The organism is Actinosynnema sp. NPDC037264 (assembly GCF_055603705.1).
Map to the genome: position 1 here is coordinate 1 of NZ_JBVJVK010000044.1, position 26825 is coordinate 26825.

The following is a 26825-nucleotide window of genomic DNA, read 5'->3' on the forward strand; positions in this document are numbered from 1 at the left end:
CCTGCTCGCTCAACCTCACCTCGGCGGGCGGCCGTCCGATCCGCGTCATCCACCCACACTAGACTTAGTAGGCGGATTTCCGGCGGAGGACACTAGCGCGCCGTTGCCGAATGGGTGCCGTTGTTCTGCGCCGGTCGGCGGACATGCCCGTACTCCGCAGCTAACCGGTCATACCGGGCACTATCGCCGGCACACCCGAGCGGGGACCCATTGCCGCACGTCAACCGCCTGCGGTTCCCGAGATGCGGAAAGCCGCGACCACTACACAATGTTTCGTTGAAGTTTCGGTGAGTGACGTATAGTGTGATGACTGGTCTGGGAGCGCTCCCATTTTCCGCCGCCGCCGCTCAACCATCCGAAGAGTGGAGGTTCCTCCATGCGAATGCGCAGCACCTCGGTGTCCGTCACCCGACGGCAGGGCATCATCGCGCTGATCCTCGGCGTGATGGCCACCATGCTCGTCTGGTCGCCGACGGCCTCGGCCCACGGCACCATCGTCGGTCCCGCCACCCGCCAGTACCAGTGCTGGCAGACGTGGGGCAGTCAGCACACGAACCCGGCCATGCAGCAGCAGGACCCCATGTGTTACCAGGCGTTCCAGGCGAACGCCGACACCATGTGGAACTGGATGAGCGCGCTGCGGGACGGGCTCGGCGGGAACTTCCAGGGACGGACCCCGAACGGGCAGCTCTGCAGCAACGCCCTGTCCCGCAACAACTCCCTGAACACCCCCGGTCAGTGGAAGCAGACCAGCGTCGGCAGCAGCTTCACCATGCACCTGTACGACCAGGCCAGCCACGGCGCCGACTACTTCCGCGTGTACATCAGCAAGCAGGGGTTCAACCCGGCCACCCAGACCCTGGGCTGGGACAACCTCGACTTCATCACGCAGACCGGCAGGTACGCGCCCGCCAAGGACATCAGGTTCAACATCTCGACCAACGGCTCGTACCGAGGGCACCACATCGTCTTCACCATCTGGCAGGCCTCGCACCTCGACCAGGCCTACATGTGGTGCAGTGACGTGAACTTCGGCTAGGAATCCGGCGAACGACCGGAACTCGGAAGTACCCGGCCCGGCGCGGCGACACTCGCGCCGGGCCGTTCTTCCGCTCGGGCCGGTCGGCGGGTCAGAAGCTGAAGTGCCGGATCGCCGCGCCTCCCGACGCGGCCGTCTCCTCGAAGAACGTGACCAGGTCCCGGTAGTTGTGCCGCAGGTAGTCGAGGTCGTCGTCGTCCCAGAGGTGCCTCATGGGGTAGACGTCCTTCTCGCTCAGCTTCCGCGGGTCGTAGTAGCCCTCCAACACCTCGAACGGCACCGCGCCCAAGGCCTTGGCGGCCGCCGCGACCATGTCGTCGTGCCAACCGAAGAGGGTGCACTCCTCGTCGATGGCGTCGCCGTCCTCGTACACGTCGACGCTCACCCCGGCCTCGTCCAGCAGGAACTGGATGCCCGCCCAGGACTTCTCGAGGAAGCAGTCCGGCCGGCCCTCGTCGTCCACGTGCTCCCACGCCAGCTCCGGGTCCTCGAACGCCCGGTCCAGTTCCTCCGGGGTGACCCGGGTGAACGACAGCGTCATGCCCATGAATCCACCACTCCCGCCTCGGCCGCTTCGATCGACGGCCAGTTTTCCACGGCCGCACCCGCCGCCGCCGGGCGTTCGTCGATCTTGGTCGCCGATCGGCGAACGCCCGGTCCACCGCGGCGTCGTCAGCGCCGCAGCTCGCGCAGGGCCGACAGTTCGGCCGGTGGTGGTCCCGGGTGGACGACGCCCAGCCGGTGGGTGGCCCTGGTCATGGCGACGTAGAGGTCGTGGTGGCCGAGCGGCGCCGCGTCGAGGATCGCGGTCGGGTCGACGATCAGGACCGAGTCGAACTCCAGTCCCTTGGCCTGGCCGGGACCGAGCAGCACCACCTCGTCGGTCAGGTCCGCCGGCGTCTTGAGGGACAACGCGGTCGCCAGGGCGTCGAAGTGGGTCGGTGGGGCGATGACCGCGAGTCGGCCGCCGGTCCACGCCCGGGCCAGGTCGGCGACGACCTCGGGCAGGTCGGCGGGAGTCGTGCCGACGCGCCACGGGGTTTCGCCGGTCGACCGGACCGACCGGGGCGGTCGCAGTCCGGGGTGGTGGGTGGCGAGCAGGTCCGCGGTGGCGGCCATGACCTCCGCCGGGGTGCGGTAGTTGACGGTGAGCTCGGCGAGCCGCCAGCGGTCGTCCACGTGCGGTCGCAGCACGTCCGCCCACGAGGAGGCGCCGGCCGGGTCCCCGGTCTGGGCGAGGTCGCCGACGATGGTCATCGACCTGGTGGGGCACCGGCGCATCAGCATCCGCCAGGCCATCTCGGACAGCTCCTGCGCCTCGTCGACGACCACGTGCCCGAAGGTCGTCCGGCCGTCGCCGTCACGGCCGATCAGGGCCTCCGCCTCGTCCAGCAGCGGGACGTCCGCGGCGCTCCAGTCCCCCGCGGGCTTGGCGAGCAGGTCCGCCACCACGCGCTCCGGGGTGAGCGGTGGCCACACGTCGTCGAGCACGACCCGGACGCCGCGGTCGGCGAGCAACGAGTCCCGCAGCGCGGCCCGGTCGGCCTCGTCCAGCACGTCCCGTCCCCCGCCGGGATCGTCCTGGTCGATCACCACGCCCGCGGCCGCCAGCGCGCGCAGGTCCGCTTCGCCGAGCCGCCCGTCGGCGCTGCCGCCGTCGATCGCCTCGCCGGTGTCGGTGAGCACGACGGCCTCCAGCTCCTCGACCAGCCGCCGCGCGAGCACGTCCACGACCTCCCGGTGGAAGACCAGCCTGGCCCGGTTGTGCGGGAGCCCGGTGCGGGCGGCGTTCCGCACGGCACGGCGGCAGGTCTCCGGGTCGAGCCGCAGCACGTGCCGCTCGAACCAGACGTCCACCGGCTCGTCGGGAACCCGGACCCGCGCGCGGACCGCGGCCGCCAGCCGGTCCGCCATGCCCGCCCGGCCCTTGAGCTCGGCGGCGCCGGGCGGGTCCACCCGGCTGACCTCGACGTCCGCGCGCAGGTCGGCGATGGTCGCGGTCACCACGCCGTGCTCGCCCAGGCCGGGCAGGACCTGGCCGATGTAGTCGAGGAAGATCCGGCTCGGGCCCACGACCAGCACACCGCGGGTGCGCAGGTGCCGGTGCCGGTACAGCAGGTAGGCGACGCGGTGCAACGCGACCGCCGTCTTGCCCGTGCCCGGACCGCCCTGCACGACCAGCGCACCCCGGTACTCGTCCCGGACGATCCGGTCCTGCTCCGCTTGCAGGGTCGCGACGACGTCGCGCATCCGGCCGGTCCGGTCCGCGCTCACCGCCGCCACCATCGCCGCCTCCCCGACCAGGCCTCCATCGGCGCCCGCGACGTCCGGGTCGAGCAGTTCGTCGTCCAGCGCGACGACCACCCGGCCACGCGTGCTGATCCGCCGACGACGCCGCAGGCCTTGTGGAGCGGCCGCGGTCGCGGTGTAGAACGCCTGGGCCGCAGGCGCGCGCCAGTCCACCAAAAACGGCTCGTCGTCCTCGTCCCGGAACAGCCCGAGCCGGCCCACGTAGACGCGGCGGCCGTCGCGCAGGTCCATCCGCCCGAAGCACAGCCCCTGTTCCACGGCGTCCAGCCGGGTCGTTTCCGCTTCCCAGACGGCGACCGCGTCCCGGTCCGCACCGGCGCGCCGGGCCGCCGCCAAGTGCGCCGCCGCCTCGTCCCGCAGGGCGTCCACCCGTGCGTACAGGCCCGCCACGTACTCCTGCTCGCTCTCGACCTCACTGCCGCTCACGCCCCGCGCCCCCACGAATCGACGATCAGTGGCGTCGAGGATGCGCGGCGAATCCGCCCAGGAACAGTCTTGTTCTTCCCGGCGGCCTCAGCCGCGCCGGTCGGACGGCACGCCGGTCCAGCGGAACGTCCACATCGGACAGTGCCGCCGACGTGCGGTCAGCGCCCGCCGCCCTGACGGGGGTCGCGCCGCCCGGGCAGCGGTGGCCGCCGGAGTCGGCGGGTCGCGGTCAGGTCGGGCGGCGTGGCGTGCAGCAGCCGGCCCAGCCGGGGGTGGTCGCCGGACCTCAGGACCAGCGCGGTCAGTCGGGGCGTGCCGAGCCGGAGGACCGACCACGCCGCGGCCGCGCCGAGCAGCAGGCCGACCACCACGTCGCGCGGGTAGTGCACGCCCACGAACACGCGGGAGAACACCATCAGCAGGGCCATGGCCGCCACCCACGGCAGGAGCGCGCGCCACGCGAGGGCCAGGCCGACGGCCGCCGCCGACGCGATCGTGGCGTGGTTGCTGGGGAACGACCAGTCACCCACCTCGGGGCACCGCGCGATGATCGCGTCCACCGGCAGCGCGCGGCACGGGCGGTCCGCGTCCACCAAGGTCTTCAGCAGCTCGCTCACGACGTACGCGACGACGGTCGACGCGGGCGCGAGCAGGGCCGCGGCGGTGGCCTCGGAGTCGTTGCGACCGCGCGCCCGCCACCACGTGAGCACGAACAGCGCGCCGAACAGCAGCAGGCCGACGTCGGTGTACCAGGAGAAGATCCCCCGCACCCACGCCGGCGCCGCACCCGCCACCTCGACGATCCCGTCGTACAGGTCGCTCCCGGACCGGGTCGTCCCACCCCACCGCACTTCGTCACGTCCCCTCCACCGACCCGCGTCCACGGGTCGACTCCGCTCGATGCGAAGTTAGGAGCGAGACAGGGGCGGGCGCCGCGCACTTCCGGCACGGACCTGACCCCACCTTCGACACCGACCACACTTGACCTTCGTCAAGTCGCGCCGGTCAGGGGCACGGAACCACCCACGGGGAGACTCCTCAGTGCGCCAACCGTCCCACCACCCCTACCTGACGCGCCGCGTCCTGCACCTCTTCGAGCACGGGGCGCTCACCCGCGCGTCGAGCGTCCTCACAGACGCCGGTGCCGCGAGCGCGGTCTTCGAGGTCAACGCCTCGCCGGGATCTCGGCCGGCCGGAGCGTGCCGGCGGCACGCGGGCAGGTCAGGGCTTCCGACCGACCCCGCCGTAGATCACCATGTTCATGCCCGGGGTCTCGGACATGTCGCCGGGACCGCCGGGCCGCCACGCCGCGCAGCCGACCAGGCCGGGCTCGACCAGCTCGAAGTCGCCGAACAGCGCCAGCACCTGGTCGTGCGAGCGCTCGTTGAGCTGGTCGGCGCTGCGGCTGTCCTTGATCAGGTCCGTCACGTCGGACAGGCCCTCGTCCTGGTTGTCGGCGGTGACGTGGGTGATCGCCAGGTGGCTGCCGGGCGCCAGCGCCTCGCGGTAGGTCGCCATCAGCCGCCACGGGTCGGCCTCGTCGGGGACCCAGTGCAGCATCATCAGCACCAGCAGGCCGATCGGCCGGTCGAAGTCGAGCAGCCGCCGGGTCTCCGGGTGGCCGAGGATCGACCGGGGGTCGCGCATGTCGGCGTGCACGACGGCCGCGCGGTCGTTCTCCGCCAGCATCAGCTCGCTGTGCGCCACCGCGATCGGGTCCTTGTCGACGTACACCACGCGGCACTCGGGGTCCTCGGCCTGGGCGACCTCGTGCACGTTGGCCACGGTCGGGATGCCGGAGCCGATGTCGAGGAACTGGGTGATGCCCCGCTCGACCATGTGCCGCACGGCCCGACCGAGGAACGCCCGGTTCACCCTGGCCGCGGACCGGGCGTCGGGCATGATGCGCTCGACCTGCACCGCGAGGTCGCGGTCCACCGCGAAGTTGTGCGCGCCGCCCAGCAGGTAATCGTACGTGCGGGCCATGCTCGGCACCGAAATGTCGACGCTCTGGGGAATCCACTCCGGTTGCACCACTGCGAACACCCTTTCGGAAAGAGGGCATCATCCTAACCAGCCGGTCGATAGCGTCATTGCGACACCCGAGTGCGCGCAGTCACCCGATCGGGCACTGTCGACCTCACCCGAACGGCTTCTATGGTGGGCCGTCCCGACAACAGAGGCGAGGAGCGGATATGTCCGTCCCGGTGGCCCCGGGTCGCCTTCCCGTGCTCGGCCACACCGTGTCGATGTTGCGCCGCCGACACCTGTTCACCGCATTATTGCGGAATCACGGCGACGTCGTCCGAATTGACCTCGGCACGATGCGGACCTACTTTGTGACGAATCCTCGATTAGTCCACGAGCTTCTCGTCGCCAAGGGAACGTCGGTCAGGAAGGGCGCCTTGTTCGACAGGTTCCAGCCGATCTTCGGCAACGGTCTGGCCACCTCGAACGGCGAGTTCCACCAGCGCCAGCGCCGGATGGTGCGGCCCGCGTTCCACCGCAACCGGATCGCCCACTACACCGGGACCATGGCGCGCGCCGCGGCCGACTGGACGGCCGACTGGCGCCCCGGCCAGGTACGCGTGGTCGAAGAGGACGCGCAGGCGCTGGCCGTCACCATCGTGGGCGAGGCGCTGTTCTCCACCGAACTGGGCAAGCGCGCGGTCGACGAGGTGCGCCGGTCGCTGTTCACCGTGCTCAAGCAGGGCATGATCCGCGCGCTGTCGCCGTCGTTCGTCGAGAAGCTCCCCCTGCCGGGCAACCGCGCGTTCGACCAGGCCATCGCGCGCATGCGGGCGATCGTGCTGGAGGTGGTGCGCGGGTGGCGGGTGGACGGCGTCGACCGGGGCGACCTGCTGTCGGTGCTGCTGACCGCCCGCGACCCGGACACCGGCGCGGGCATGTCCGACGAGCAGGTCCACGACGAGGTCATGACGCTGCTCGTCGGCGGCGTCGAGACCACCGCGCTGGCGCTGGCCTGGACGTTCCACGAACTCGCCCGGCACCCGGAGGTCGAGCGCCGCGTCCACGCCGAGGTCGACGAGGTGCTCGGCGGGCGCGCACCCACGTTCGCCGACGTCGGCCGCCTGGTCTACCTCCGGCAGGTCGTGAACGAGGTGCTGCGGGCGTACCCGGTGTGGTTCCTGATGCGGCGCACTCTCGCGCCCGTGCGACTGGGCGACGTGGCGTTGCCCGCCGGCGCCGAGGTGATCTTCAGCCCGCACGCCCTGCACCACGACCCGGCGTCGTTCTCCGACCCCCACCGCTTCGACCCCGACCGGTGGTCCCCCGAACGCGCCGCGCTGATCCCGAAGGGCGCGTACGTCCCGTTCGGCGCGGGCACGCGCCAGTGCGTCGGGAACCTGTTCGCCCAGACCGAGATCGCCATCGCCGTCGCCACCGTGGCGGCCCGGTGGCGGCTGGTACCCGTGCCGGGCAAGCCCGTGCGGGTCAAGTTCACCTCCGCCGCCTACCCCAGCGGGATGCTGATGACGGCGGTTCCCCGGAACTGAGTTGGAGGATGTCGTCCGTGGGTTCGTTGCGCTTGCGCCGGATCGTCGCCGTCGCGCTGCTCACCGCCGGGTTCTGCCTCGCACCCGGCACGGCGGGCGCGGAGCAGACCGCGTGCGAGGACGTGAGGGTGCCGGTGCGGGTCGCCCTGGCGGTGCACTCGGTGTACGGCCGGCTGTGCGTGCCGCCGGGCGCGACGACGCTCCAGGTGCTGGTTCCCGGTGGCACGTACAACAGCGCCTACTGGGACATCGGCCACGTCCCGGAGACCCGGTCCTACCGGCAGGCCATGAACCGGGCCGGCATCGCGACCGTCGCCGTCGACCGGCTCGGCAGCGGGCGCAGCTCCAAGCCGTTGAGCGTCCTGCTCGACCTCTCCACCCAGGCCAGGGCGGTGCACGCGGTGGTCGGGTCGCTGCGGCCGCGGTTCGACCGGGTCGTGCTGGTCGGCCACTCGATCGGCTCGGCGGTGGCCACGATCGAGGCGGACGCGTACCGGGACGTGGACGGCGTGGTGATCACCGGGCTCACGCACCGGATCAACCTGCCGGGCGCCGTGCCGGTGTTCACCACCCTGGTCCCGGCCGCGCTCGACCCGCGCACGCGGGCGCACGGCCTCGACCTCGGTTACCTGACCACGATCGCCGGTTCCCGGCACTCGTCGTTCCACGCGCCCGGCGTGGCGGAGCGGGGCGCGCTCGACTTCGACGAAGCCACCAAGGACGTCGTCACGCCGGCGGAGACCGTGGGCACCGTGCTGATCAGCCAGCTCGTCCCGGTGTCACGGCGGATCACCGTGCCGGTCATGGTCGTCATGGGCGGCGGCGACGGGAACTTCTGCGGCCCGCCGCTCGGCGCGGACTGCTCGTCCAGCGAGGCGCTGCGCACGTCGGAGGGACCGTTCTACGCGCCCGAGGCCCGGTTGAGCGCCTACGTCGTCCCCGGCTACGGGCATTCGCTCAACTTCTCGCCGAACGCGCCCGGCTACCACCGCGCGGTCGCCGAGTGGACCAACGGGATCGGTTGACCGGGCGCCTTCCCGACCACCGTCCCGGACCGCTGATCAGACGGAGAACTCCACCCCGGCCGCCCTCAGCTCCAACCGGAGTGCCGCCAGCGTGATCTCGCAGTCCGAGCCGCCCTCGACCGGAACGTGGCTCAGGTCGTGGAACAGGGCCGCGTCGTCGGGGTGGTGATCGAGACGGGTCGCCTCGAACCGGGAAACGCCGGTGAACGCCAACTCGAACGCACGCCCGCTCATCGGGTGGGAAAAGCGCAGGCGGACCGTGCCGTCAGTGGTGATCACGACCTCCACGACGTCGGCTTCGTTGTGGAGGTCGACCACGCCCAGAGCCGTTCCCTCGCATTCGACGATCCCGGCGTCCAACGCCCACGGCCGCATGCCGCGGAACACCGCACCCGACAACTCGACACCTCCCAAGATCCGGTCGCGCTCGTCTCAGAGCATCAGGCGGTCCTGCCACACCGCCAGGCCGCCGCCCGGAGTGGACACGACCAGCAGTGTGGCGGGGCCGGACAGCATCCACGGCTCGTACTCCCGCGAGCTGTCGACCGCGAGCCCGCTGCCGTCGGCGAACGACGCCGTCAGGCGCCCGTCGTCGAAGGCGAGGGCCTCCGTGACCGACGTGCGGGTGCAGGCGAGCACCGGGCCCAACCCGGTCGGGTCGGTCTCCGGTCGCAGCACGACCTCGACGCCCTCGGCCGACACGAAGGCGAAGTCCTCCTCGATCCGCAGGTCGTAGGTCCCGTCCGGGGAGTCGAAGAGGAAGGTCACCGCGTGGTCGACGCGGCACTGGGCGACGGACAGCCCGGCCAGGGGCAGGCGCCAGGCGTCGTCGCCTGCCCGGACCAGACCCGCGGTCACCGGAGCCACGACGGCCTGCGGGGGTCGGCGGCCGGCCGGTGCGTCATGCTTCGAGCGCCCAGCGCACGTGCCGCATCGTCGGCGTGAAGCCGGCCCTCTCGAAGATCCCCGATGCGCCGGAGGGGTCCGCCGAGTCCACGCTCGCGCAAGCGCGGTCGTAGCCCTGGTCGGCGACGGCACGCAGGGCGTGCCCGATCAGCGCGCCGGCGACACCCCGCCGCCGGTGCTCCCGGAGCGTTCCGACGAGCATGAAGCGGGCGTCACGACGGCCGGTGGCCACCGTGTCGGCCTCCCAGTGCATGGTCACCAGCATGCCCACCCCGGCCCCGCTCGCCACGTCGCGGACCAGGAAGCTCGCCTCCGGCCTGAACGTCTGGTTGGTGATCTTGTTCCGCCAGGCGTCCACGGGCATCGGCGCCGAGCCCCAGCGGTCCCTGAACGACTCGTTGCGGATCGACCGGAACTCCTCGTCGTTGCGCGCCGACCACGGTTCGACCCGCAGGCCTTCGGGGATCGCCGCGTCCGGGACCGCGTCGCCGAGCGGGTGCTCCAGGTACCGGTAGTAGCGGACCGGCGCGAAGCCCCGGGAGCGGACGAGTTCGGGCACACCGGCGATGTGCTCGACCTTGTGGACGTCGACCACGAGCTTCAGCGCGGGGTGATGTCGCCCGTGCACCGCCTTCGCCGCCGCCACCCCTGCTTCCACCAGCGCGGCGCCGATGCCGCGGCGGCGGTAGCCCGGGTGGACGCCGCCGTCGAGGAACACCCGGTGGACCTCTTCCGCGACCGGCTGGTAGCGGATCTTCATGTACCCGACCATCACCTCGCCGTCGAAGGCGGCGAGGCTCGCGCGCTCCAGGTCCGCGTAGGGGTCGACCAGCTCCTGGAGGGTGTCCTCCTCGGTGTAGTTCTCGCCGATCCGGTCCACGGTCTCGATGGCGTTGAGGAGGTCGGCCGACGCCTTGGCGTCCTCGCGGGTGAGCGGCCGCCACGTGAGCGAGGCGGGTTGTTCGTCCATGCGGCGCACAGTATTGCCCGCGCGTCGGGGTTGTCGCTCGGTTTCCGGTCCGTCGCCGGACCGAGTGCCGCACGCGTTCCCAATAGGTGAACGCTCGTCCGAACGGTCACGGTGAGCAAGGTACGGTCCGTCGCGCGAGCCCTGATACCCCCAGCGGGGGGAGTGTCCGCTCGACGAACTGGGAGGGAACCGAGCCGTGCGCCGTCCTGTCCGTGGCACCGCTGTGGCCGCTATCGCGCTGACCACCCTCATGGTCGTGAGCGCCTGCGCGAAGGACTCCGGTGGCAGCACCGGGTCGACCGACGTCGCCGGCGCCGCGTGCGAGTTCGCGACCCCGCCCAGCCCGCCCGCCACGTCGAGCGCCGGCGCCGCCGACGACGCCAAGTCCGAGGACAAGGTCGACGGAAGCGGGCTGAAGATCGGTCTGGCCTACGACATCGGCGGCCGTGGCGACGCGTCGTTCAACGACCTCGCCGCCGCCGGGTTCGACCGGGTGATCAAGGACTTGGGTGTCGCCAAGGAGAACACCCGGGAGCTCTCCGCCGCCCCGAACGAGGACGAGTCGGTGAAGCAGTCCCGCCTGCGGCAGCTCGCGCGCGAGGGCTTCGACCCGATCGTCGGCGTCGGCTTCGCGTACACCGAGGCGCTGCGGGTCGTCGCGCCGGAGTTCCCGGACGTGGAGTTCGGTCTGGTGGACTCGGCCGTCGAGGGCGCGGCCAACGTCACGCCACTGGTCTTCGCCGAGCAGGAGGGCGCGTTCCTGGCCGGGGTCGTGGCCGCGTACCAGAGCAAGAAGTGCCACGTCGGCTTCGTCGGCGGCGTCGACATCCCGCTGATCCACAAGTTCGAGGCGGGCTACGTCCAGGGCGCGAAGGCCGCCGCGCCGAAGATCGTGGTGGAGAAGAAGTACATCACGCCGGCCACCGACTTCACCGGCTTCCAGGACCCGGCGAAGGGCCTGGAAACCGCGAAGGGCCTCATCGAGAAGGGCGCGGACGTCCTCTACCCCGCCGCGGGCGCGTCCGGCATCGGCGTCTTCTCCGCCGTGAAGCAGGCGGGCGTGCTGGCGATCGGGTGCGACGCCGACCAGTACAACCAGCCGGCGCTCGCGGACACCAAGGACGTCATCGTCGCGTCGAGCCTCAAGCGCGTCGACGTGGCGGTGTACGACTTCTTCAAGGCCGCCGCGAAGAACGACCTGGCCTCGTTGCCGGACGTCTTCGACCTCAAGGTGAACGGCGTCGGTTACGCCACGTCGGGCGGCCGGATCGACGCGAACCTCCAGGGCATCCTCGAGGGGTTCAAGGCCCAGATCATCGAGGGCAGGATCAAGGTCTCGGACAAGCGCTAGTCCGTGCCGCCGGGCGTTGCGGGCCAGCGTCCCGCAACGCCCGGTGGCCCATCACCGGACCTGAGCGGTGGCGTCCGCGCCGCGAGGCGGCCCCGTGCCACCGGCGGCCTGGCGGCGCGCGGCGGGCTTGCGGCGTTCGAGCACCCAGTCCGTGATCAGCAGCAGGAGCAAGGGGCTGAGCCAGACCCCGATGCTCGCGGAGCTGTACTGGAGCAGTTCCCGGCTGCCCTTGAACGTGGTGTCCAGCTGCGGCATGAGCACGATCGTGGCGATGATGGTGACGACCCGGCTCAACGTGATCGACATGCTGAGCGCGAAGCTGCGCGACATCCACCTGCGGTGCTCGCCGTAACGGCGCCGGCGGGCCATCCGCAGCCCCATGATCGTGACGGCCACCCACAGGGCGGAGCCCACGAGGTTGGCCACGCGCACGGAGGGGCCCGCCGCGGTGTGCCAGCCGACGTAGAGCCCGAGCACGCCGGCGGGCAGCGCGCCCGCGAAGACGTAGATCCGGCCGGTGATCCGGTGCCCGCGCGGGTGGCTCGCGCGGAACGAGGGCCAGACCTGGAAGCAGGCGGTCACCATGGCCACGGCGCCGAAGAGGACGTGCCCGACCAGCAGCGGGTAGTAGAGGTCGTCGCCCTCCGGCGGTCGCAGGCGGGACAGGGACGGGTCGAAGGTCAGGTAGGGCGGCACGGAGAAGGCGAGGAACACCGCGGCCACCGTCATCAGCGGCGCGATCCACGGGCGACGCCACCAGGCTCGCGCACGGTCGGGCGCAGCGGCGCGCGGCGCGGTCGAGGTCATGACGATTCGTCCATGGCGGGACGGGCAGGCGGGTGCGTACACCGTATTGGCGACATGCGTACACCGTATCGACGAGGCACGCAGCGATCGCGTTTTACGGCTCCGAAGTGCACTAGTACCTCGAAGAACTGGACTAGTACGATTTCGGCATGTCGTCACCACGGCCGAACCCTCCTTACCTGCGGATCGCCGCGGAGCTCCGCGCCCGGATCCTGACCGGCGACCTGCGGCCCGGCGACCGGATGCTCTCCACCCGGCAGATCGCCCAGCGGTGGGGCGTGGCCGTCGCGACCGCGACCAAGGTGGTGGCGGCCCTTCGCGACGACGGCCTGGTGGAGACGAAGGTCGGGTCCGGCACGGTGATCAGCGCCCGCACCGACCCGGCGCGGTCGACCGACCGGGCCGTGCGGGCGGGCGTCGCCCGGCAGGCGTTGAACCGCGAGCACGTGCTGCGCACCGCCATCGCGATCGCCGACGCCGAAGGGCTCGACGCGGTGTCCATGCGGCGGCTGGCGGCCGAGCTCGGCGTCGGCCCGATGTCGCTGTACCGGCACGTGGAGAACAAGGACGAGCTGGTCGCGCAGATGGCCGACGTGGTCTTCGGCGAAGCGGACCTGCCCGTCGAAGGGCCACCGGGGTGGCGGGCCAAGCTGGAGCTGATCGCCCGCCGGCAGTGGCGGCTGTGCCGACGGCACCTCTGGCTGCCCCGAGCCGTCTCGTTCACCCGCCCGCTGCTCGTGCCCAACATGATGGCCCAGACGGAATGGGTCCTGCGCGCGCTCGACGGGCTCGGACTGCCCATCGGGACACGGGTCCGCGAAGCGCTCACGCTGCACGCACTGGTGATCACCGCGGCCCTGCCCCTGGCGGACGAGGTCGAAGCCGAGCAGGAGACCGGCGTGCCGCTGGACCGGTGGTGGCTGGCGCAGCGCGCACGGGCCGACGAACTGCTCGCCGGTGGGCAGTTCCCCTTGCTGGCAACGATTCCTCAGGGTGTGGCGTCCGATTTGGACCAGCTCTTCGAGTACGGCCTGGCACGTCACCTCGACGGGTTCGCCGCCCTGCTCGGGGATCGGGCCGACCCGCGACCACCCGACCGGCGACGTTCTCCCCGACCGGGCAAGCCGTAGTCCGCCCGGGTGCCGATCACCCGGTGGTCGCGGCCGCTTGTCATGCGGACCCACGTGCGAGCTCTTACTGTCGACGACAGGCAGAGCCGCGGAGGTGCGATGAGAAGCCAGTACGAGTACGTGGCCGTGCTCGCCGTGTGTTTGCTCGTCACGTTGCCGTTGGAGTGGGTGGGCCGCGGTGTGTACCGCCGCGGGCCCGAGGTGGCACGGACGGTCCTGCCCGTGCTGCTGGTGCTGGTCGTGTGGGACGTCGTGGCGATCGCGCGCGGGCACTGGAGCTTCCACCGCGACGGCACGACGGGCGTGGTGCTGGGCGGTGTCCTGCCGATCGAAGAGGTGTTGTTCTTCGTCGCCATCCCGCTCTGCGCCTTGCTGACCTACGAAGCCGTCGGCCGGTTGTTGCGCGATGGCTAGGGAGTACCTGCTGGCCGCGACGACCGCGGCGGTCCTGGTGGTGCTGTGGGAGCTGCTGGTCCTGCGCACGGGGTTGTTCCGACGGGTCGTCTACTGGGTCACGATGGCGATCGTGCTCGGCTTCCAGGTCCCGGTGGACGGGTGGTTGACCAGGCTCGACGCGCCCGTCGTGCTGTACGCGGACTGGGCGATCAGCGGGGTGCGGGCGCCGTGGGACATCCCGGTCGAGGACTTCCTGTACGGGTTCGCGATGGTGACCGCGGTGCTGCTGCTGTGGGAGCGGAGGAGGAGTGCGCGTGACTCGGCTGACCGCCGCTGACGTGCCGGGGTCGTTCGACCGCGCGGCGCGGGGCTACGACCTGCTGGTCGGGCTGAACCCCGGTTACCACCGGGCGTTGCGGACCTCGGCGCGGGCGCTCGGCCTGCGCGGACGCGGCGCCGGGCTGCGCGTGCTGGACCTGGGCTGCGGCACGGGCGCGTCGACCGCGGCGTTGCTGGACGTGGCGCCGGAGGCGGAGGTCGTCGCGGTGGACGCGTCCGCCGGGATGCTCGCGCGGGCACGGGCCAAGCGGTGGCCGGACACCGTCGCGTTCGTGCACAGCCGGGTCGAGGACCTGGAGGTGCGCGGGCCGTTCGACGCGGTGTTCGCCGCCTACCTCGTGCGCAACCTGACCGATCCCGACGCCGCGCTGCGGGCCGTGCGCGGGCTGTTGAAGCCGGGTGCGCCTCTCGTGCTGCACGAGTACTCCGTGCGGGATTCCCTGCCGCGCACGGCGATCTGGACCGCGATGTGCGGACTCGTCGTCGTGCCGGCCGGGTGGCTGCTCACCGGCGACCGCTCGCTCTACACCTACCTGTGGCGCAGCGTGCTGCGGTTCGACGGCGCGGGCGCGCTGCGCGACCGACTCCGGCGCACCGGGTTCGTCGGCGTGCGCAGCCGTCCGGTGCCGGGGTGGCAGCTCGGGGTCGTGCACACCTTCGCGGGGCGTGCGCCGGAACGGGAGCGTCCGTGAAGCCTCGTGACCGCAAGGCGGTTCGCGTCGCCGCACCCTCGGGTCGCGCGCGGTTCGACGGGGAGGCGCCGACCGTGGTCGTGGTCGGCGCGGGCATCGCGGGGCTGGCCGCCGCGACGATCCTCGCCGAGCGCGGGGCCCGGGTCGTGGTGTGCGAGCGCGAGCACCACCTCGGCGGCCGGGTGGGCGGGTGGCCGACCCGGCTCGCCGACGGCAGCGAGGTCACGATGACGCGCGGCTTCCACGCGTTCTTCCGGCAGTACTACAACCTGCGCTCGTTGCTGCGCCGGGTCGATCCCGGCGGTCGGGCGCTGGTGGGCCTGCCCGACTACCCGCTGTGGCACACCGGCGGGCACCGGGACGGGTTCGCCGGGCTGCCCACGACCTTGCCCTGGAACGCGCTGGCCTTCCTGCGCCGCAGCCCGACGTTCCGGTGGTCCGACCTGCCGTCGGTGGACGCGCGGGCGGCGTTGCCGCTGCTGGACGTGTCGGTGCCCGAGGTCTACCGGGAGCTCGACGGGCTGGACGCGGCCACCTACCTGGAGCGGATCCGCTTCCCCCGGCCCGCGCACGCGCTGGCGTTCGAGGTGTTCTCGCGCAGCTTCTTCGCCCACCCGAGCCGCATGTCGGCGGCCGAGCTGGCGGTGATGTTCCACGTCTACTTCCTCGGCTCGGCGGAGGGCCTGCTGTTCGACGTGGCGGCCGACCCGTTCCCGCACGGCCTGTGGGAACCGCTCGGCCGCCACCTCGCCGAGCTGGGCGCCACCGTGCGGCGGGGCGTCGAGGTGCGGTCGGTGCGACCCGGCGGGACCAGGCGGTTCGCGGTGGACGTGGCCGGTGACGTGCTCGACGCGGACGCGGTCGTGCTGGCCGCCGACGTGCCCGGGCTGCGCCGGGTCGTGGCCGCGTCACCCGGGCTGGGTGACGCCGCGTGGCGCGAGCGGATCGCGGACCTGCGGACCGCGCCGCCGTTCCTGGTGTCGCGGTACTGGCTCGACCGGCCGGTGGAACCCGACCGCCCGGGTTTCCTCGGCACCAGCGGGTACGGGCTGCTGGACAACGTGAGCGTGCTCGACCACTACGAGCACGAGGCGCGGGCCTGGGCCGCCCGCACCGGCGGCTCGGTGGTGGAGCTGCACGGGTACGCGCTGCCGTCCGACGAGCCCGATCCCCGGGCGCGGCTGTGGGAGCAGCTCACCGAGGTCTACCCGGAGACCAAGCGGGCGGGTGTGGTGGACGAGCGGCACGAGCTGCGGGCCGACTGCCCGCTGTTCCCGGCGGGAGGGTTCGCCCGTCGACCCACCGTGGGCACCCCGGACGAGTTCCTCGTGCTGGCGGGCGACCTGGTGCGGATCGACCTGCCCGTCGCGCTGATGGAACGCGCGGCGACCACGGGGTTCGCCGCGGCGAACCGGCTGCTGAGCCGGTGGGGCGTCGCCGGGACGGAGCTGTGGAGCGTGCCCACCGCGGGTCGGGGTCCTCTGCTGCGCGCCGTCGCCCGCCGGTGGGGCCGGACCCCGGCGCCCGACGACCCGTCCCAGCACCGCGACGGCACTGGTGGGGGCGGGTAGCCGAGACGGGTGGTCAGCGGCTGTTCTCGCCGGACAGCAACCGCTCGACGATGTCCTTGAGCGCCTTCGCGTCGTCGGGGCCCAGGCGGTCCAGCAGGTGACGACGAGTCGAGGCGTCCAGGGTCGGCACCGACGCGTCGACCGTGCGCCGCCCCGCCGGTCGCAGGGTGACCTCGACCCCGTTCGCGACCTTGCCGCGCTCGATGTAGTCGCGCTTCTCCATCCTGGTCAGCTGGTGCGAGAGCCGGGTCCGGTCCCAGCCCAGGGCTGCGGCGATGGCGTTCTGCCGCAGTGCACCGCCCGATTCGTGCAGGCACACCAACACACTCAGCTCTGCCTCGGAGAGGCCGGACGCCGTGGTCATGTCGGCGATGACCGCGGCGCGAACCGTCTCGTACGCGCGCTTCCACAGCAACCACAGCTCGGTCGACTCACCCGGACCAAGTGTTGACATGTCAACACCACCCTTCTACGGTTCGACCCTACAAGGCAGCCGAACTTAAGGACTTCTTCGATGCTCGCCAGCCGACGGCACCACGCCGACCTGCGCTTTGCGGCACTCCTCCCGCTCGTGCTCTTCCTCCCGGCCGTTGTCGCCTTCTTCGTGGACCCGCGCGTGGCGTGGGGCGAATACCTGGGCGTCTTCTTCCACCTCTCCATCCTCTTCCTCGTCTCGCGCCTGGACGCGGCGCCGTGGGCCAAGGCCGCCGGCTACGGCTGGGTGGCACTGGACGTGCTCGCCGGCATCCTGATGATCAACGACGTCGCGCACGACACCGCCTGGGCGGTCCGGCTCGGCGGACACGTCCTCGCCGGCGTCTGGATCGTGTCGAGTTCCCTGGTCGGCAAGACGTGGCCGGTCCGCGCGGTCGGCGTGGTCACGGGCGTCTGGCTCGCCGCGTACTCCTTCGTGGGCAACGTGCTCCCGGAATCGTTCCTGCGTCCGGCCGGCATCTTGATCCTGGTCTGGTTCGCCCTCCTGGCGATCTTCCACCGATCACCCGAGGAACGCGCGGCGGCACCGACGAGTTCGACCCCGGTGGCCGGGGCGGTGTGACGCGAGGACGGTGCGGCTACCTACCCGCACCGGTGCCGGCCGCGCCATTAACCGCCAAGCGGGTCCACGACCAGGCGCACGGCGTCGGCCAGCGTGGCCGGCCGGCGCACGGACTCGGGCAACGGCAGCCCTTCCCAGCCGGGGCCCGCGGCCAGGAGCACCGCGTCGGTGCTCCGCCCCAGTTCCCCGATCGGCACGGCGGCGGCGAGGTCGACGTGGTGCGCCCAGACCACGACCACCGCCGGGCGCAGGCGTTCCAGCGCGTCGCGCAACGCCGTCGACGGCACCCGCGCGCCGAGGCTGCGCCACCGGCGGTCCGCTTCGGACAGTGCGGCACCGAGTGCTTCCAGCGCCAACGTGTGCTGTTCGTCCGGTGCGCACGACAGCAACGCGGTCAGCACGCCGTCGCGCTCGGGGTGGGGCACCGCGCGCAGCGCGTGCAGCAGGCCCGCGCTGGCCAGGTGCTCCACCTCGATCCCGGCGCCGCGCTTGCGCACCCGCTCGCCCAGTTCGACGAGGAACGGCGCGAGCACCTCCTGCCAGGCCGCCACGACACCGTGCCCGGCGATCAGCTCGGCCGCCAACCGCCGCACGCGCGGCTCGTCGAGCCGGTCGGCGGCGGCCAGGAACCCGCGCCGGGCGGAACGGGCCGCGGCGGCGGTGAGCTCGGGCCTGGCAGGCGGCGGCGACGCCGGGGCGTGCTCCAGCGACTGCCGGGCCGCGGCGGCGGGCGCGACGCCCTGCGCGGTCAACGCGATCATGCGCCGCAGCCGGTCCACCTCGTCGTCGCGGTAGCGGCGGTGCCCGCCCGCCGTGCGGTCGGACGGCCCGAGCCCGTAGCGCTGGTCCCACGTGCGCAGCGTGGTCGGCGAGATGCCGAGCATCGCCGCGACCGCGCGGGGTGTCCAACTCATCGACTGCGGGCTCACTTCCTGGCGCGTTCGGAGAGCATAGCCCGCAGTTCGCTCTCACCCAGGCCGCCCCAGATGCCGAACGTCTCGTGCACCTCCAGCGCGTGCTCGCGGCACTCCCGCATCACCGGGCACCGGTGGCAGATGGCCTTCGCCATGGCTTCGCGCCGCTCACGGGCGGAGCCGCGCTCGTTGGGCGTGTGGAAGAAGTAGGTGCTGTCCATGCCTCGGCACAGACCGGAGAGCTGCCAGTCCCAGGACTCGGCGACGGGGCGGGGCAGGCGGGAGAGCTCGGGCATGGCGCACGTCCTCGGCGAGTCGGCGATGCTGACGGACCCCATCGTAAAATCGACTCAGAACCGTTTCAACTTGAGGGTGTCTCAGCCGGGCAGCACGCCCTTCGACCGGAGGGCGTAGCGGCGCTCGGCGTAGGCGAGGTCGTCGCGCCACAGCCGTGCGGCGGCCCGCCGCATCACCGGCCGGATCGCCGGCGCGGCCCTGCTGACCAGCGCGAACCCGGGTCGATCGGAGTGCGCGAGGGTGGCCTCGACCACGGCCGTCCGCCCCTCGCCCAGCGGGGTGGCGTGGGTTTCGACCACGCTGCCCTCACCGACGCCGGCGACGATGCGCATCACCACCGTGCGCGGTTCGGGGCAGGTGAACTCGGCGGTCACCGGCACGCCGAGCCTGCCGACCACCCGGAACGTCACCTCGACCAGGAACCGGTCCCGCTCCTCGGTGGGCGTCTCCAGCACCCGGAGGTTCGCGAACGAGTAGGGGTGGAACCACGCCCCGTGCCACGGGTCGAGCCGGTTCGCGATCACGTCCTCGGGCTCGCAGCGGCCGATCAGCGTGGTGACCGCGTCGAGCGCCCTGCCCGCCGGGCGTGCGGGCAGCACCGGTTCGGGCAGGGGTTCCTCGCCGCCCACGTCGTCCAGGCGCACCCAGACGAGCACGCCGTCGTCGTGCGCGGGGAACGGGCTCCACCCGCCGAACCGCTCTCCGCCCAGTGCCAGCCCGTGCCACCGGCAGACCAGCCTGCCGCCGCTGACCGCGCCGTCGCACAGCGGCGCACCCAGGTGCGGGCACGAGCCGGGACCGGCCACCGGCACGTCGCCCGGCCCGCGCCACAGCACCACCTCGCGCCCGGCGACGGTCCGACCGAACGGCCGGTCCCGCACCACCTCGCGGCTCGCGGCGACCACGAACCAGTTGCCGGAGGGCCGGGCGGTGGCGCGTTTCAGCGCCGCCTCGATGAGCGCGGGTTTCGCGTCCCGCCAGGTCGGTTCCTGCTGCGACCAGGGCGGGCTGGTGAACGCGCGCAACGGCAAGCGGTCGGGCATGTCACTCCTCCGGTAGTCAGGCCGTACGGGGCGAGGACGGCCCTCACGAACGCGCACAACGGCAGACGGTCGGGCATCTCTCTCCTCCAGCGGTCAGGCCGTGCGGGCGAGCACGGCCCTCGCGAACGCGGGCAGCGCGACCGCGAGCCGGCGGCCGTTCGACACCGCGACGCGCCGGGACAGCACGTCGCAGTCCGCTTCCTCGACCAGGTCGAGGATCCGGCCGTAGAGCCGGTAGGCGGTGCTCACGCACGGCCGCGAGCGAGGCGCGAGCATCGCGATGCCCGGCAGCGCCCGGGCGTACTCCTGGCGCGTGCGCCGGACCTGGTCGCGCAGCGCCGCCCGGATCCGGTCGTCGACGCGGCCGGCGGCACGGGCCCACGACAGCCGGTCCCGGTCGACGCCGAAGGCCGCCAGCTCGTCGGCGGGCAGGTACACCCGGCCGCGGTCGAGGTCCTCCCCGACGTCGCGGATGAAGTTGGTGAGCTGGAAGGCGATCCCGAGCGCGGCGGCCGCGGGCTCCGCCTCCTGCCTGGGCACGACCGTCCCGAGCACCGGCAGCACCTGCAGGCCGATGACCGCCGCCGAACCGTGCGCGTACCGCATCAGCTCGGCGCGGGTGGCGTAGTCGGTGACGGTCAGGTCCATCCGCATGGACGCCATGAAGTCGCGGAAGTGCGCGGTGGGGATGTCGTACCGGCGCACGGTGTCCAGCAGCGCCGTCACGACGGGATCGGCACTCGTGCCCAGGTCCAGCGCGGAGGCGAGGTCGGCCTCGACCGCCGCCAGGCCCTCGGCCTTGCGCGCCGGTCCGCTGTGGACGTCGTCGACGATGTCGTCCACCCGCCGGGCGAAGCCGTACAGCGCGTGCACGGCGGGCCGCTGCTCCGGGCCGAGCATCCTCGTCGCCAGGTAGTACGTGCGGCCGTGTTCGGCGTTGAGCGCGCGGCACCGTCGATAGGCGTCGCGCAGCTGTGGTTCGGTGATGCCCGCGGCATCCAGTTCCCGGTCTGCGGACATGCGTGGGCGTCCTTCCCGCGATGGCACCTCCTCACGCTAAGTCGGCCCGCGACCCACCGCACAACCAACGCCGCTCGTTGTGCGGGACGCGCGTCGCGCTGCTTAGCTCGATCCGCAGAGCCCCGACCCACCACGCGAGGGAGCGACGATGTCGCTGTTGGCCGGCGTCGACACCCGCACGCCCACTCCCCCGGCGCCCGACTCGTTCGCGGCGCGGTTCGCCGGCGAGCTGGACGACTTCTTCCGCACGCGCCCGGAGGTCGACGCCGCAGGGGAACTGGCCGAGGAGGTCCGCGCGCTGGCCCTGGCCGGCGGCAAGCGGATCAGGCCCTCGTTCGCGTGGTGGGGCTGGCGGGCGGCGGGCGGTGAGGTGCACGGCGACACCGCCGAGGCCGTCGTGCGCGCGCTCGTGGCGCTGGAGCTGTTGCAGTGCTGCGCGCTGGTGCACGACGACGTGATGGACCGCTCGGCGACCCGGCGCGGCAGACCCGCCGTGCACGAGGCGTTCGCCGCGCGGCACCGGCGGTCGCGGTGGTCGGGCAGCGCCCGCCGCTACGGCGACTCCACCGCGATCCTGGCCGGCGACCTCGCGCTGGCGTGGGCCGACGACGCGCTCGTCACGGCCGGGCTGCCCGCCGACGCGTTGCAGCGCGCGTGGCGGCCGTGGCAGCGGATGCGGACGGAGATGATGGCCGGTCAGCACCTCGACCTGCTCGCGGTCGCGGGCCGGGACCGGTCGTTGGAGGGCGCGTTGCGGGTCGCGGCGCTCAAGACCGCCGCGTACACCGTCGAACGGCCGCTGCACCTCGGCGCCGCGCTCGCCGGCGCGCCGGTCGACGTGATCGAGTGCCTGCGCGTGTTCGGCCGCGACATCGGCGTGGCGTTCCAGCTGCGCGACGACCTGATCGGCACGTTCGGCGACCCGGCGGTGACCGGCAAACCGGTCGGCGAGGACCTGCGCGAGGGCAAGCGCACCCCGTTGATGGCCATCGCGATCGCCCGGGCCACCGCGGCGGGCGACCACGCGGCGGCGCGGACGCTGCTCCGCTGCCTCGACGGCGGACCCGTGCCGGACGGGACCGTGACCGCCGCGCGGGCGCTGCTGATCGACCACGGCGCCGCGGAGGCCGTCGAGGAGCACATCGAAGCGCTGACCGCGAGCGGTCTCGCCGCGCTCGACCGGGCGGCCGTCGACGACGTCGCCCGAACGCACCTGAGGCAGTTGGCGGTCAAGGCCGTCCGCCGCCGCGATTGATCGGGGAACGCCGTGGTGCACGTGGTGAAAGGCCGCACGGACTCGGTCGTCGTGGTCGGCGCGGGCCTGGCCGGTCTGTCCGCCGCGCTGCACCTGCGCGGGGCCGGGCACGAGGTGACGGTGCTGGAGCAGCACGGCCACCCCGGCGGCCTGGCGGGCAGGTTGGACGTGGCCGGGCACCTCGTCGACACCGGGCCGACCGTGCTGACCATGCCCGAACTGCTGGAGGACGCGTTCGCGGCGGTGGGCGGACGACTCGCCGACCACCTCGACCTCGTGCCGCTGCACCCGGCGTACCGGGCGGAGTTCGCCGACGGCAGCGCGCTCGACGTGCACACCGACGCCGACGCGATGGGCCAGGCGATCGCCGGGTTCGCCGGCGACCGCGAGGCCGAGGGCTACCGCGAGCTGCGCGCCTGGCTGACCCGGCTGTACCGGGTCGAGCGCGACCGGTTCATCGGCGCGAGCTTCGACTCGCCGCTCGACCTGCTCGGCCGCGACCTCGTCACCCTCGCGCGGCTCGGCGGCTTCGGCTCCCTGTCCCGGGCGGTGGGTCGGTTCCTCCACGACGACCGGCTCCGCCGGGTCTTCACGTTCCAGGCGCTGTACGCGGGCGTGTCCCCCACCGACGCGCTCGCCGCCTACGCCGTGATCGCCTACATGGACACGATCGCCGGCGTCTGGTTCCCGCGCGGCGGCATGCGTGCGGTCCCGCAGGCCCTCGCCGACGCCGCCGCGGCGGCAGGGGTCCGGTTCCACTACGACACCGAGGTGGTCTCGCTCGACCGCACCGGCCCGCGGGTGACCGCCGTCCGCACGACGACCGGCCGCTTCCCCTGCGACGCCGTCGTGCTCGCCACCGGCGCCGCCCAGAGCACGCGGCTGCTGCGCGGCGAACCACGGCGCACGCTGCGGTGGTCGCCGTCGGCGATGGTGGTGCACCTCGGCGCGCGCCGGGTGGTCGAACGGACGGCCCACCACACCATCTCGTTCGGCGCCGCGTGGGAGGCCACGTTCGACGAGATCATCCGGGAGGGCCGCCTGATGAGCGACCCGTCCCTGCTGCTCACCACGCCGACCCTCACCGACCCCGGGCTGGCCCCGGAGGGACGGCACCTGCACTACGTGCTCGCACCGTGCCCGAACCTGGACGCCGCGCCGATCCGGTGGGACGCCGTCGGACGCCGCTACGCCGCGGAGGTCGTGGACGAGCTCGTCGCCCGCAAGCTGCTCGACCCCGACGTCGAGGTCCTGTCCGTGACGACGCCCGACGACTGGGGGCGGGCCGGCCAGGCCGCCGGCACCCCGTTCTCGGCGGCGCACACCTTCACCCAGACGGGCCCGTTCCGCCCGCGCAACCTCCCGTTCCGCGAGGGCAACATCGTGCTCGCGGGCGGCGGCACCACGCCCGGCGTCGGCATCCCGCCGGTGCTCATCTCGGGCAGGCTGGCCGCCGAGCGGCTTCGGCGGCGGTGAAAGAGCGGTCCGGCGGAGAGCGCGTCCCGATGCCGATCAGGCGCGGAATCGCAGAGATGCAAGGAATCGTCACTTTGCAATTCGAATCCGCGTCCGGAACCGCCTGATCGGGGCGTCCGATTCGTCGATCGCGGCGGTGAATGACCGGTGCCCCGAAAGCAGGGGGACGCTCGGCCGTTCGGCCCTGTACAGGGTATTGGGACACTGTTGGGATGATCGACATGTACAACGCCATTGTGATAGGTGGTCGGTGTGCCGGGGCGGCCGTCGGTACGCACCTGGCCCGACGGGGGCTCCGGGTTTTGGTGGTGGACCGGTCGCGTTTTCCCAGTGATGTCCTGTCCACGCATTTCGTCTGGCCGCACGGAGCGTCCTACCTGAACCGCCTGGGGGTGTTGGACCAGGTCCGGGCCGTGACACCCGCCCACACCGAGGTCACGGTGGTCAACAATGGGATCTCGTTAAGCGGCAGCGTCCCCGAAGAGCTGCTGCGCAACCAGTTCCGATTGCTGCACGACGACGACACCGGTATCACCACTGAGTACTTCTCGGTTCGCCGGCACGTGCTGGACAAGATCCTGGTCGACAACGCGGTCCGCGCCGGTGTGGAGTTCCGCGAGGGCTACACCGTCGAAGAGCTCCTGCGGGACGAGGACGGGACCGTCATCGGCATCAAGGGGCGGGACGGCACGGTCGAGCACGCGCAGGTCGTGATCGGGGCCGACGGGCGCAACTCGTTCGTCGCGCGGGCTCTCGGGGTCGAGAAGTTCGACGAGCGGCCGAGGTGCACCTACGCGTACTGGAGCTACTTCAGCGGCATCCCCGACGCCGACGCGCAGATCCACCGGCGGGGCAGGCTCGGGATGGCGATGGCCTCGACCAACCACGGGCAGACCATGGTGCTGACGTGGGGTCCCAGCGAGTGGGCCGCGGAGTTCCGGGCCGACGTCGAGGGCAACTTCCACCGCGCGCTCGGGCTGATCAGCGAGGAGGCGGCGGACACCGTCGCGGGGGCGCGGCGGGAGGAGCGCTTCTACGGGACGCTCGACCAGGCCGCGTACCTGAGACAGCTCCACGGACCCGGCTGGGTGCTGGTGGGCGACGCCGAGTCGTTCAAGGACCAGTGCACGGCACTCGGGATCACCCACGCCCTGCGTGACGCGGAGCTGGCCGCGGACGCGGTCGGCCGGTGGCTCGGCGGCGAGACCGACCGGGACACCGCCATGGCCGGGTACGCCGCCAAGCGCCGCAGCCAGACCGCCGCGGCCTACTACGACTACGTGTGCACGCTCGCGGAGATGAAGCCGCTGCGGCACGACGAGCTGCAGCTGTTCGCGATCCTGCGCGGCAACCAGGCGGAGACCGACCGGTTCATCGCCACCCACGTCGACGTGGCGCCGGTGTCGGAGTTCTTCGACCCGTCCAACGTGTTCCTGCTCAACGACACGGCCAAGGAGTCCTCGCTGGAGCACGACGCGTTCGCCGACTTCGAGGCGACCTACCGCGAGTACCAGCGCAACCCGTTCCTGCGCGTGGCGGCGGAGGCGACCCGATGACCGGCGTCCTGGCCCACGAGCGCGAGGACGGCGAGGTCGTCGCCGCGCTGATCGCCGCCGCCGACGCGGCCGACCTCGACCCGCTCGCCGCGGCCAAGGCCGTCGCCGAGGCCGCCCGCGAGGTGTCGGACATGATGCGGAACTGGGCGTCCCACATCCCGTGGGAGGACCTGGAGGAGCTGGACACCCTCCCGGAGGACGAGGTGGTCCGCTTCTTCGACGAGGACTACCCGGCGGTCCGCGCCGACCTCGAACCGATGTGGGAGCCGGCGACGACGGCCGCGCCCGCGATCGACCCCGACGAGGACTACGCGCTCGACAAGAACGCCTACGACTTCTTCCGGCCCGTCGGGGCCAACCTGCTCGGCCGCACCGAGGAGTTCCACGGCTGGGTGGAGGCGCGCAGGCGCACCGAGACCTGGCAGTACTCCCGGGTCCTGGAGGCCGCGCCCGGCGGGTTCGCGACCATCACCAACGACCTGAGCAAACCGGCCAGGGGCATCAACTTCAACTCCCAGGACTACCTGTCGTTCAACGCCCACCCGGAGATCCGGGAGGCGGCGGTGCGGGCGATGCGCGACTTCGGCCCGCACAGCGCCGGGTCGCCGATGGTGCTGGGCAACACCCGCATCTCCGACGAGCTGGAGGTCGCCCTCGGCGAGCTGGTCGGCCTGGAGCACGTCACGCTGTTCTCGAACGGGTGGTCGGCGGGGTTCGGCACGGTCACCGGGCTGGTCCGCCAGGAGGACCACGTCCTCATCGACCGCCTCGCCCACTCGTGCCTGCAGACGGGCGCGCGTGCGGCGACCAGGAACATCACCCGCTACACCCACCTCGACGTCGAGGCGGTGCGCACCCACCTGGCCCGGATCCGCGCCACGGACACCCACAACGGGATCATGGTCATCACCGACGGCCTGTTCTCCGTGGACGCCGACTGGCCGGACCTCGTCACCCTCCAGGAGGTCTGCCACGCCTACGACGCGACCCTGCTGGTCGACGTCGCCCACGACCTCGGCTCGATGGGCCCCGGCGGCACCGGCGTCCTGGGCATGCAGGACATGCTGGGCAAGGTCGACCTGGTCATGGGCGCGTTCTCCAAGACCTTCGCCTCCAACGGCGGCTTCGTCGCGGCCGGGTCGCCCGCGGTGAAGCAGTACATCAAGATGTTCGCCGGGTCCCACTTCTTCTCCAACGCCCTGTCCCCCATGCAGACCGCGGTGGTGCTCAAGGCGGCCCAGATCATCCGCACCGACGAGGGCGACGCCCTGCGCGGGCGGCTGTTCTCCGCGATCCACGCCCTGCGCGACGAGCTGACCACGCGCGGGTTGACCTGCATGGGCTCGCCGAGCCCGATCGTGCCGGTCCTCATCGGGAACGAGAAGCTGGCCCGGACGGTCAACCGCCTGCTGTTCGACCGGGGGGTGCTCGCGTTCATGGTCGAGTTCCCCGTCACCCCGACCGGCGCCTCGCGCTTCCGGTTGCAGGTGCAGGCCGCGCACGAGCCGGAGCAGGCGAGGGAAGCCGCGCGCATCATCGACGAGGCCCTGCGCGACGCGAAGGAGCACCTGTCCAGCGCGTTCGGCAACTCGTTCTGACGGGACGGGGGGTCGCGGCGAACGCGAGCGCCCCCCCCCCGCCGGAAAACCGGGAGGCGGGGACCCTGTCGAAGGGGGGGGTTCCTCCGGCTCGTCTTGCGCCTCGCCCCCCCCGGCGACCAGGGGGGT

General features: G+C 72.4%; 27 protein-coding genes. 14 read left to right on the forward strand and 13 right to left on the reverse strand.

What is annotated here, in order from left to right; genetic code table 11:
• Nucleotides 1-376: 376 nt before the first annotated feature.
• A complete protein-coding gene (locus ACZ7GX_RS33220) occupies nucleotides 377-1039 on the forward strand; it encodes a lytic polysaccharide monooxygenase auxiliary activity family 9 protein (protein WP_498782549.1) in 663 nt (220 codons plus the stop codon).
• 91 nt (nucleotides 1040-1130) lie between these two features.
• On the opposite strand, the gene ACZ7GX_RS33225 is transcribed toward ACZ7GX_RS33220, so the two are convergent.
• The 4 genes from ACZ7GX_RS33225 to ACZ7GX_RS33240 all read right to left on the reverse strand — a co-directional run bounded on the left by ACZ7GX_RS33225 (nucleotide 1131) and on the right by ACZ7GX_RS33240 (nucleotide 5794).
• Entirely contained in the window at nucleotides 1131-1586 is a 456-nt protein-coding gene (locus ACZ7GX_RS33225; RefSeq protein ID WP_498782551.1) for a DUF1877 family protein, read from the reverse strand.
• 125 nt (nucleotides 1587-1711) lie between these two features.
• Nucleotides 1712-3775 (reverse strand): HelD family protein, encoded by a 2064-nt coding sequence (locus tag ACZ7GX_RS33230; RefSeq protein WP_498782553.1) that lies wholly within the window; start codon nucleotides 3773-3775, stop codon nucleotides 1712-1714.
• Nucleotides 3776-3933: 158 nt separating this feature from the next.
• Nucleotides 3934-4659 carry a phosphatase PAP2 family protein gene (locus ACZ7GX_RS33235; protein WP_498782555.1) on the reverse strand — a complete coding sequence of 242 codons (726 nt, stop codon included), beginning with the start codon at nucleotides 4657-4659 and terminating at the stop codon, nucleotides 3934-3936.
• Nucleotides 4660-4996: 337 nt separating this feature from the next.
• Nucleotides 4997-5794, reverse strand: coding sequence for an SAM-dependent methyltransferase (locus ACZ7GX_RS33240; protein WP_498782667.1), 798 nt, complete (start codon nucleotides 5792-5794; stop codon nucleotides 4997-4999).
• Between the two features lie 176 nt (nucleotides 5795-5970).
• Between ACZ7GX_RS33240 and ACZ7GX_RS33245 the strand changes: the two genes are divergently transcribed.
• Nucleotides 5971-7293, forward strand: coding sequence for a cytochrome P450 (locus tag ACZ7GX_RS33245; RefSeq protein ID WP_498782557.1), 1323 nt, complete (start codon nucleotides 5971-5973; stop codon nucleotides 7291-7293).
• A gap of 17 nt (nucleotides 7294-7310) precedes the next feature.
• Nucleotides 7311-8318: an alpha/beta hydrolase gene (locus tag ACZ7GX_RS33250; protein WP_498782559.1), complete on the forward strand. Its 1008-nt coding sequence runs from the start codon at nucleotides 7311-7313 to the stop codon at nucleotides 8316-8318.
• 36 nt (nucleotides 8319-8354) lie between these two features.
• Here ACZ7GX_RS33250 and ACZ7GX_RS33255 read toward each other — a convergent pair whose 3' ends face one another.
• Genes ACZ7GX_RS33255 through ACZ7GX_RS33265 form a run of 3 tightly spaced genes read right to left on the reverse strand, consistent with a single transcriptional unit; the run spans nucleotide 8355 to nucleotide 10194 of the window.
• Nucleotides 8355-8717 (reverse strand): hypothetical protein, encoded by a 363-nt coding sequence (locus ACZ7GX_RS33255; protein ID WP_498782561.1) that lies wholly within the window; start codon nucleotides 8715-8717, stop codon nucleotides 8355-8357.
• A 33-nt stretch (nucleotides 8718-8750) separates the two neighbouring features.
• Entirely contained in the window at nucleotides 8751-9176 is a 426-nt protein-coding gene (locus ACZ7GX_RS33260) for a DUF6188 family protein (RefSeq protein WP_498782563.1), read from the reverse strand.
• Nucleotides 9177-9219: 43 nt separating this feature from the next.
• Nucleotides 9220-10194: a GNAT family N-acetyltransferase gene (locus ACZ7GX_RS33265; RefSeq protein ID WP_498782565.1), complete on the reverse strand. Its 975-nt coding sequence runs from the start codon at nucleotides 10192-10194 to the stop codon at nucleotides 9220-9222.
• A gap of 250 nt (nucleotides 10195-10444) precedes the next feature.
• Between ACZ7GX_RS33265 and ACZ7GX_RS33270 the strand changes: the two genes are divergently transcribed.
• On the forward strand, nucleotides 10445-11545 hold the full coding sequence (locus ACZ7GX_RS33270) for a BMP family lipoprotein (protein WP_498782669.1): 1101 nt from the start codon (nucleotides 10445-10447) through the stop codon (nucleotides 11543-11545).
• 51 nt (nucleotides 11546-11596) lie between these two features.
• Here ACZ7GX_RS33270 and ACZ7GX_RS33275 read toward each other — a convergent pair whose 3' ends face one another.
• Entirely contained in the window at nucleotides 11597-12352 is a 756-nt protein-coding gene (locus ACZ7GX_RS33275; protein WP_498782567.1) for a DUF2306 domain-containing protein, read from the reverse strand.
• Nucleotides 12353-12501: 149 nt separating this feature from the next.
• Here ACZ7GX_RS33275 and ACZ7GX_RS33280 point away from each other — a divergent pair, with 149 nt between their 5' ends.
• The 5 genes from ACZ7GX_RS33280 (at nucleotide 12502) to ACZ7GX_RS33300 (ending at nucleotide 16480) form a co-directional block, all read left to right on the forward strand.
• Complete coding sequence (locus ACZ7GX_RS33280; RefSeq protein ID WP_498782569.1) at nucleotides 12502-13482, forward strand: TetR/AcrR family transcriptional regulator C-terminal domain-containing protein; 981 nt, start codon at nucleotides 12502-12504, stop codon at nucleotides 13480-13482.
• Nucleotides 13483-13581: 99 nt separating this feature from the next.
• On the forward strand, nucleotides 13582-13896 hold the full coding sequence (locus tag ACZ7GX_RS33285; RefSeq protein ID WP_498782571.1) for a lycopene cyclase domain-containing protein: 315 nt from the start codon (nucleotides 13582-13584) through the stop codon (nucleotides 13894-13896).
• Complete coding sequence (locus tag ACZ7GX_RS33290) at nucleotides 13889-14215, forward strand: lycopene cyclase domain-containing protein (RefSeq protein WP_498782573.1); 327 nt, start codon at nucleotides 13889-13891, stop codon at nucleotides 14213-14215. The genes ACZ7GX_RS33285 and ACZ7GX_RS33290 overlap by 8 nt, the downstream gene beginning before the upstream one ends.
• Complete coding sequence (locus ACZ7GX_RS33295; RefSeq protein WP_498782575.1) at nucleotides 14193-14909, forward strand: class I SAM-dependent methyltransferase; 717 nt, start codon at nucleotides 14193-14195, stop codon at nucleotides 14907-14909. The genes ACZ7GX_RS33290 and ACZ7GX_RS33295 overlap by 23 nt, the downstream gene beginning before the upstream one ends.
• Complete coding sequence (locus tag ACZ7GX_RS33300; protein WP_498782577.1) at nucleotides 14906-16480, forward strand: FAD-dependent oxidoreductase; 1575 nt, start codon at nucleotides 14906-14908, stop codon at nucleotides 16478-16480. Before ACZ7GX_RS33295 ends, ACZ7GX_RS33300 begins: the two co-directional genes overlap by 4 nt.
• A 13-nt stretch (nucleotides 16481-16493) precedes the next feature.
• On the opposite strand, the gene ACZ7GX_RS33305 is transcribed toward ACZ7GX_RS33300, so the two are convergent.
• Nucleotides 16494-16934, reverse strand: coding sequence for a MarR family winged helix-turn-helix transcriptional regulator (locus ACZ7GX_RS33305; protein ID WP_498782579.1), 441 nt, complete (start codon nucleotides 16932-16934; stop codon nucleotides 16494-16496).
• 60 nt (nucleotides 16935-16994) lie between these two features.
• Here ACZ7GX_RS33305 and ACZ7GX_RS33310 point away from each other — a divergent pair, with 60 nt between their 5' ends.
• Nucleotides 16995-17537, forward strand: coding sequence for a hypothetical protein (locus ACZ7GX_RS33310; protein ID WP_498782581.1), 543 nt, complete (start codon nucleotides 16995-16997; stop codon nucleotides 17535-17537).
• Between the two features lie 47 nt (nucleotides 17538-17584).
• On the opposite strand, the gene ACZ7GX_RS33315 is transcribed toward ACZ7GX_RS33310, so the two are convergent.
• The 4 genes from ACZ7GX_RS33315 to ACZ7GX_RS33330 form a co-directional block, all read right to left on the reverse strand.
• Nucleotides 17585-18451: a MerR family transcriptional regulator gene (locus tag ACZ7GX_RS33315; RefSeq protein ID WP_498782583.1), complete on the reverse strand. Its 867-nt coding sequence runs from the start codon at nucleotides 18449-18451 to the stop codon at nucleotides 17585-17587.
• Nucleotides 18452-18462: 11 nt separating this feature from the next.
• Entirely contained in the window at nucleotides 18463-18747 is a 285-nt protein-coding gene (locus ACZ7GX_RS33320; protein ID WP_498782585.1) for a WhiB family transcriptional regulator, read from the reverse strand.
• An 81-nt stretch (nucleotides 18748-18828) separates the two neighbouring features.
• On the reverse strand, nucleotides 18829-19791 hold the full coding sequence (locus ACZ7GX_RS33325) for a DUF5914 domain-containing protein (RefSeq protein ID WP_498782587.1): 963 nt from the start codon (nucleotides 19789-19791) through the stop codon (nucleotides 18829-18831).
• 93 nt (nucleotides 19792-19884) lie between these two features.
• Nucleotides 19885-20811, reverse strand: a complete 927-nt coding sequence (locus ACZ7GX_RS33330) for a phytoene/squalene synthase family protein (RefSeq protein WP_498782589.1) — start codon at nucleotides 20809-20811, stop codon at nucleotides 19885-19887.
• Nucleotides 20812-20959: 148 nt separating this feature from the next.
• Between ACZ7GX_RS33330 and ACZ7GX_RS33335 the strand changes: the two genes are divergently transcribed.
• From ACZ7GX_RS33335 to ACZ7GX_RS33350, 4 genes are all read left to right on the forward strand, one after another.
• A complete protein-coding gene (locus tag ACZ7GX_RS33335; protein WP_498782591.1) occupies nucleotides 20960-22066 on the forward strand; it encodes a polyprenyl synthetase family protein in 1107 nt (368 codons plus the stop codon).
• A 15-nt stretch (nucleotides 22067-22081) separates the two neighbouring features.
• Nucleotides 22082-23542, forward strand: a complete 1461-nt coding sequence (gene crtI, locus ACZ7GX_RS33340; protein WP_498782593.1) for a phytoene desaturase family protein — start codon at nucleotides 22082-22084, stop codon at nucleotides 23540-23542.
• Between the two features lie 221 nt (nucleotides 23543-23763).
• Nucleotides 23764-25098: an NAD(P)/FAD-dependent oxidoreductase gene (locus tag ACZ7GX_RS33345; protein WP_498782671.1), complete on the forward strand. Its 1335-nt coding sequence runs from the start codon at nucleotides 23764-23766 to the stop codon at nucleotides 25096-25098.
• On the forward strand, nucleotides 25095-26696 hold the full coding sequence (locus tag ACZ7GX_RS33350) for an aminotransferase class I/II-fold pyridoxal phosphate-dependent enzyme (RefSeq protein WP_498782595.1): 1602 nt from the start codon (nucleotides 25095-25097) through the stop codon (nucleotides 26694-26696). The genes ACZ7GX_RS33345 and ACZ7GX_RS33350 overlap by 4 nt, the downstream gene beginning before the upstream one ends.
• Nucleotides 26697-26825: the final 129 nt, after the last annotated feature.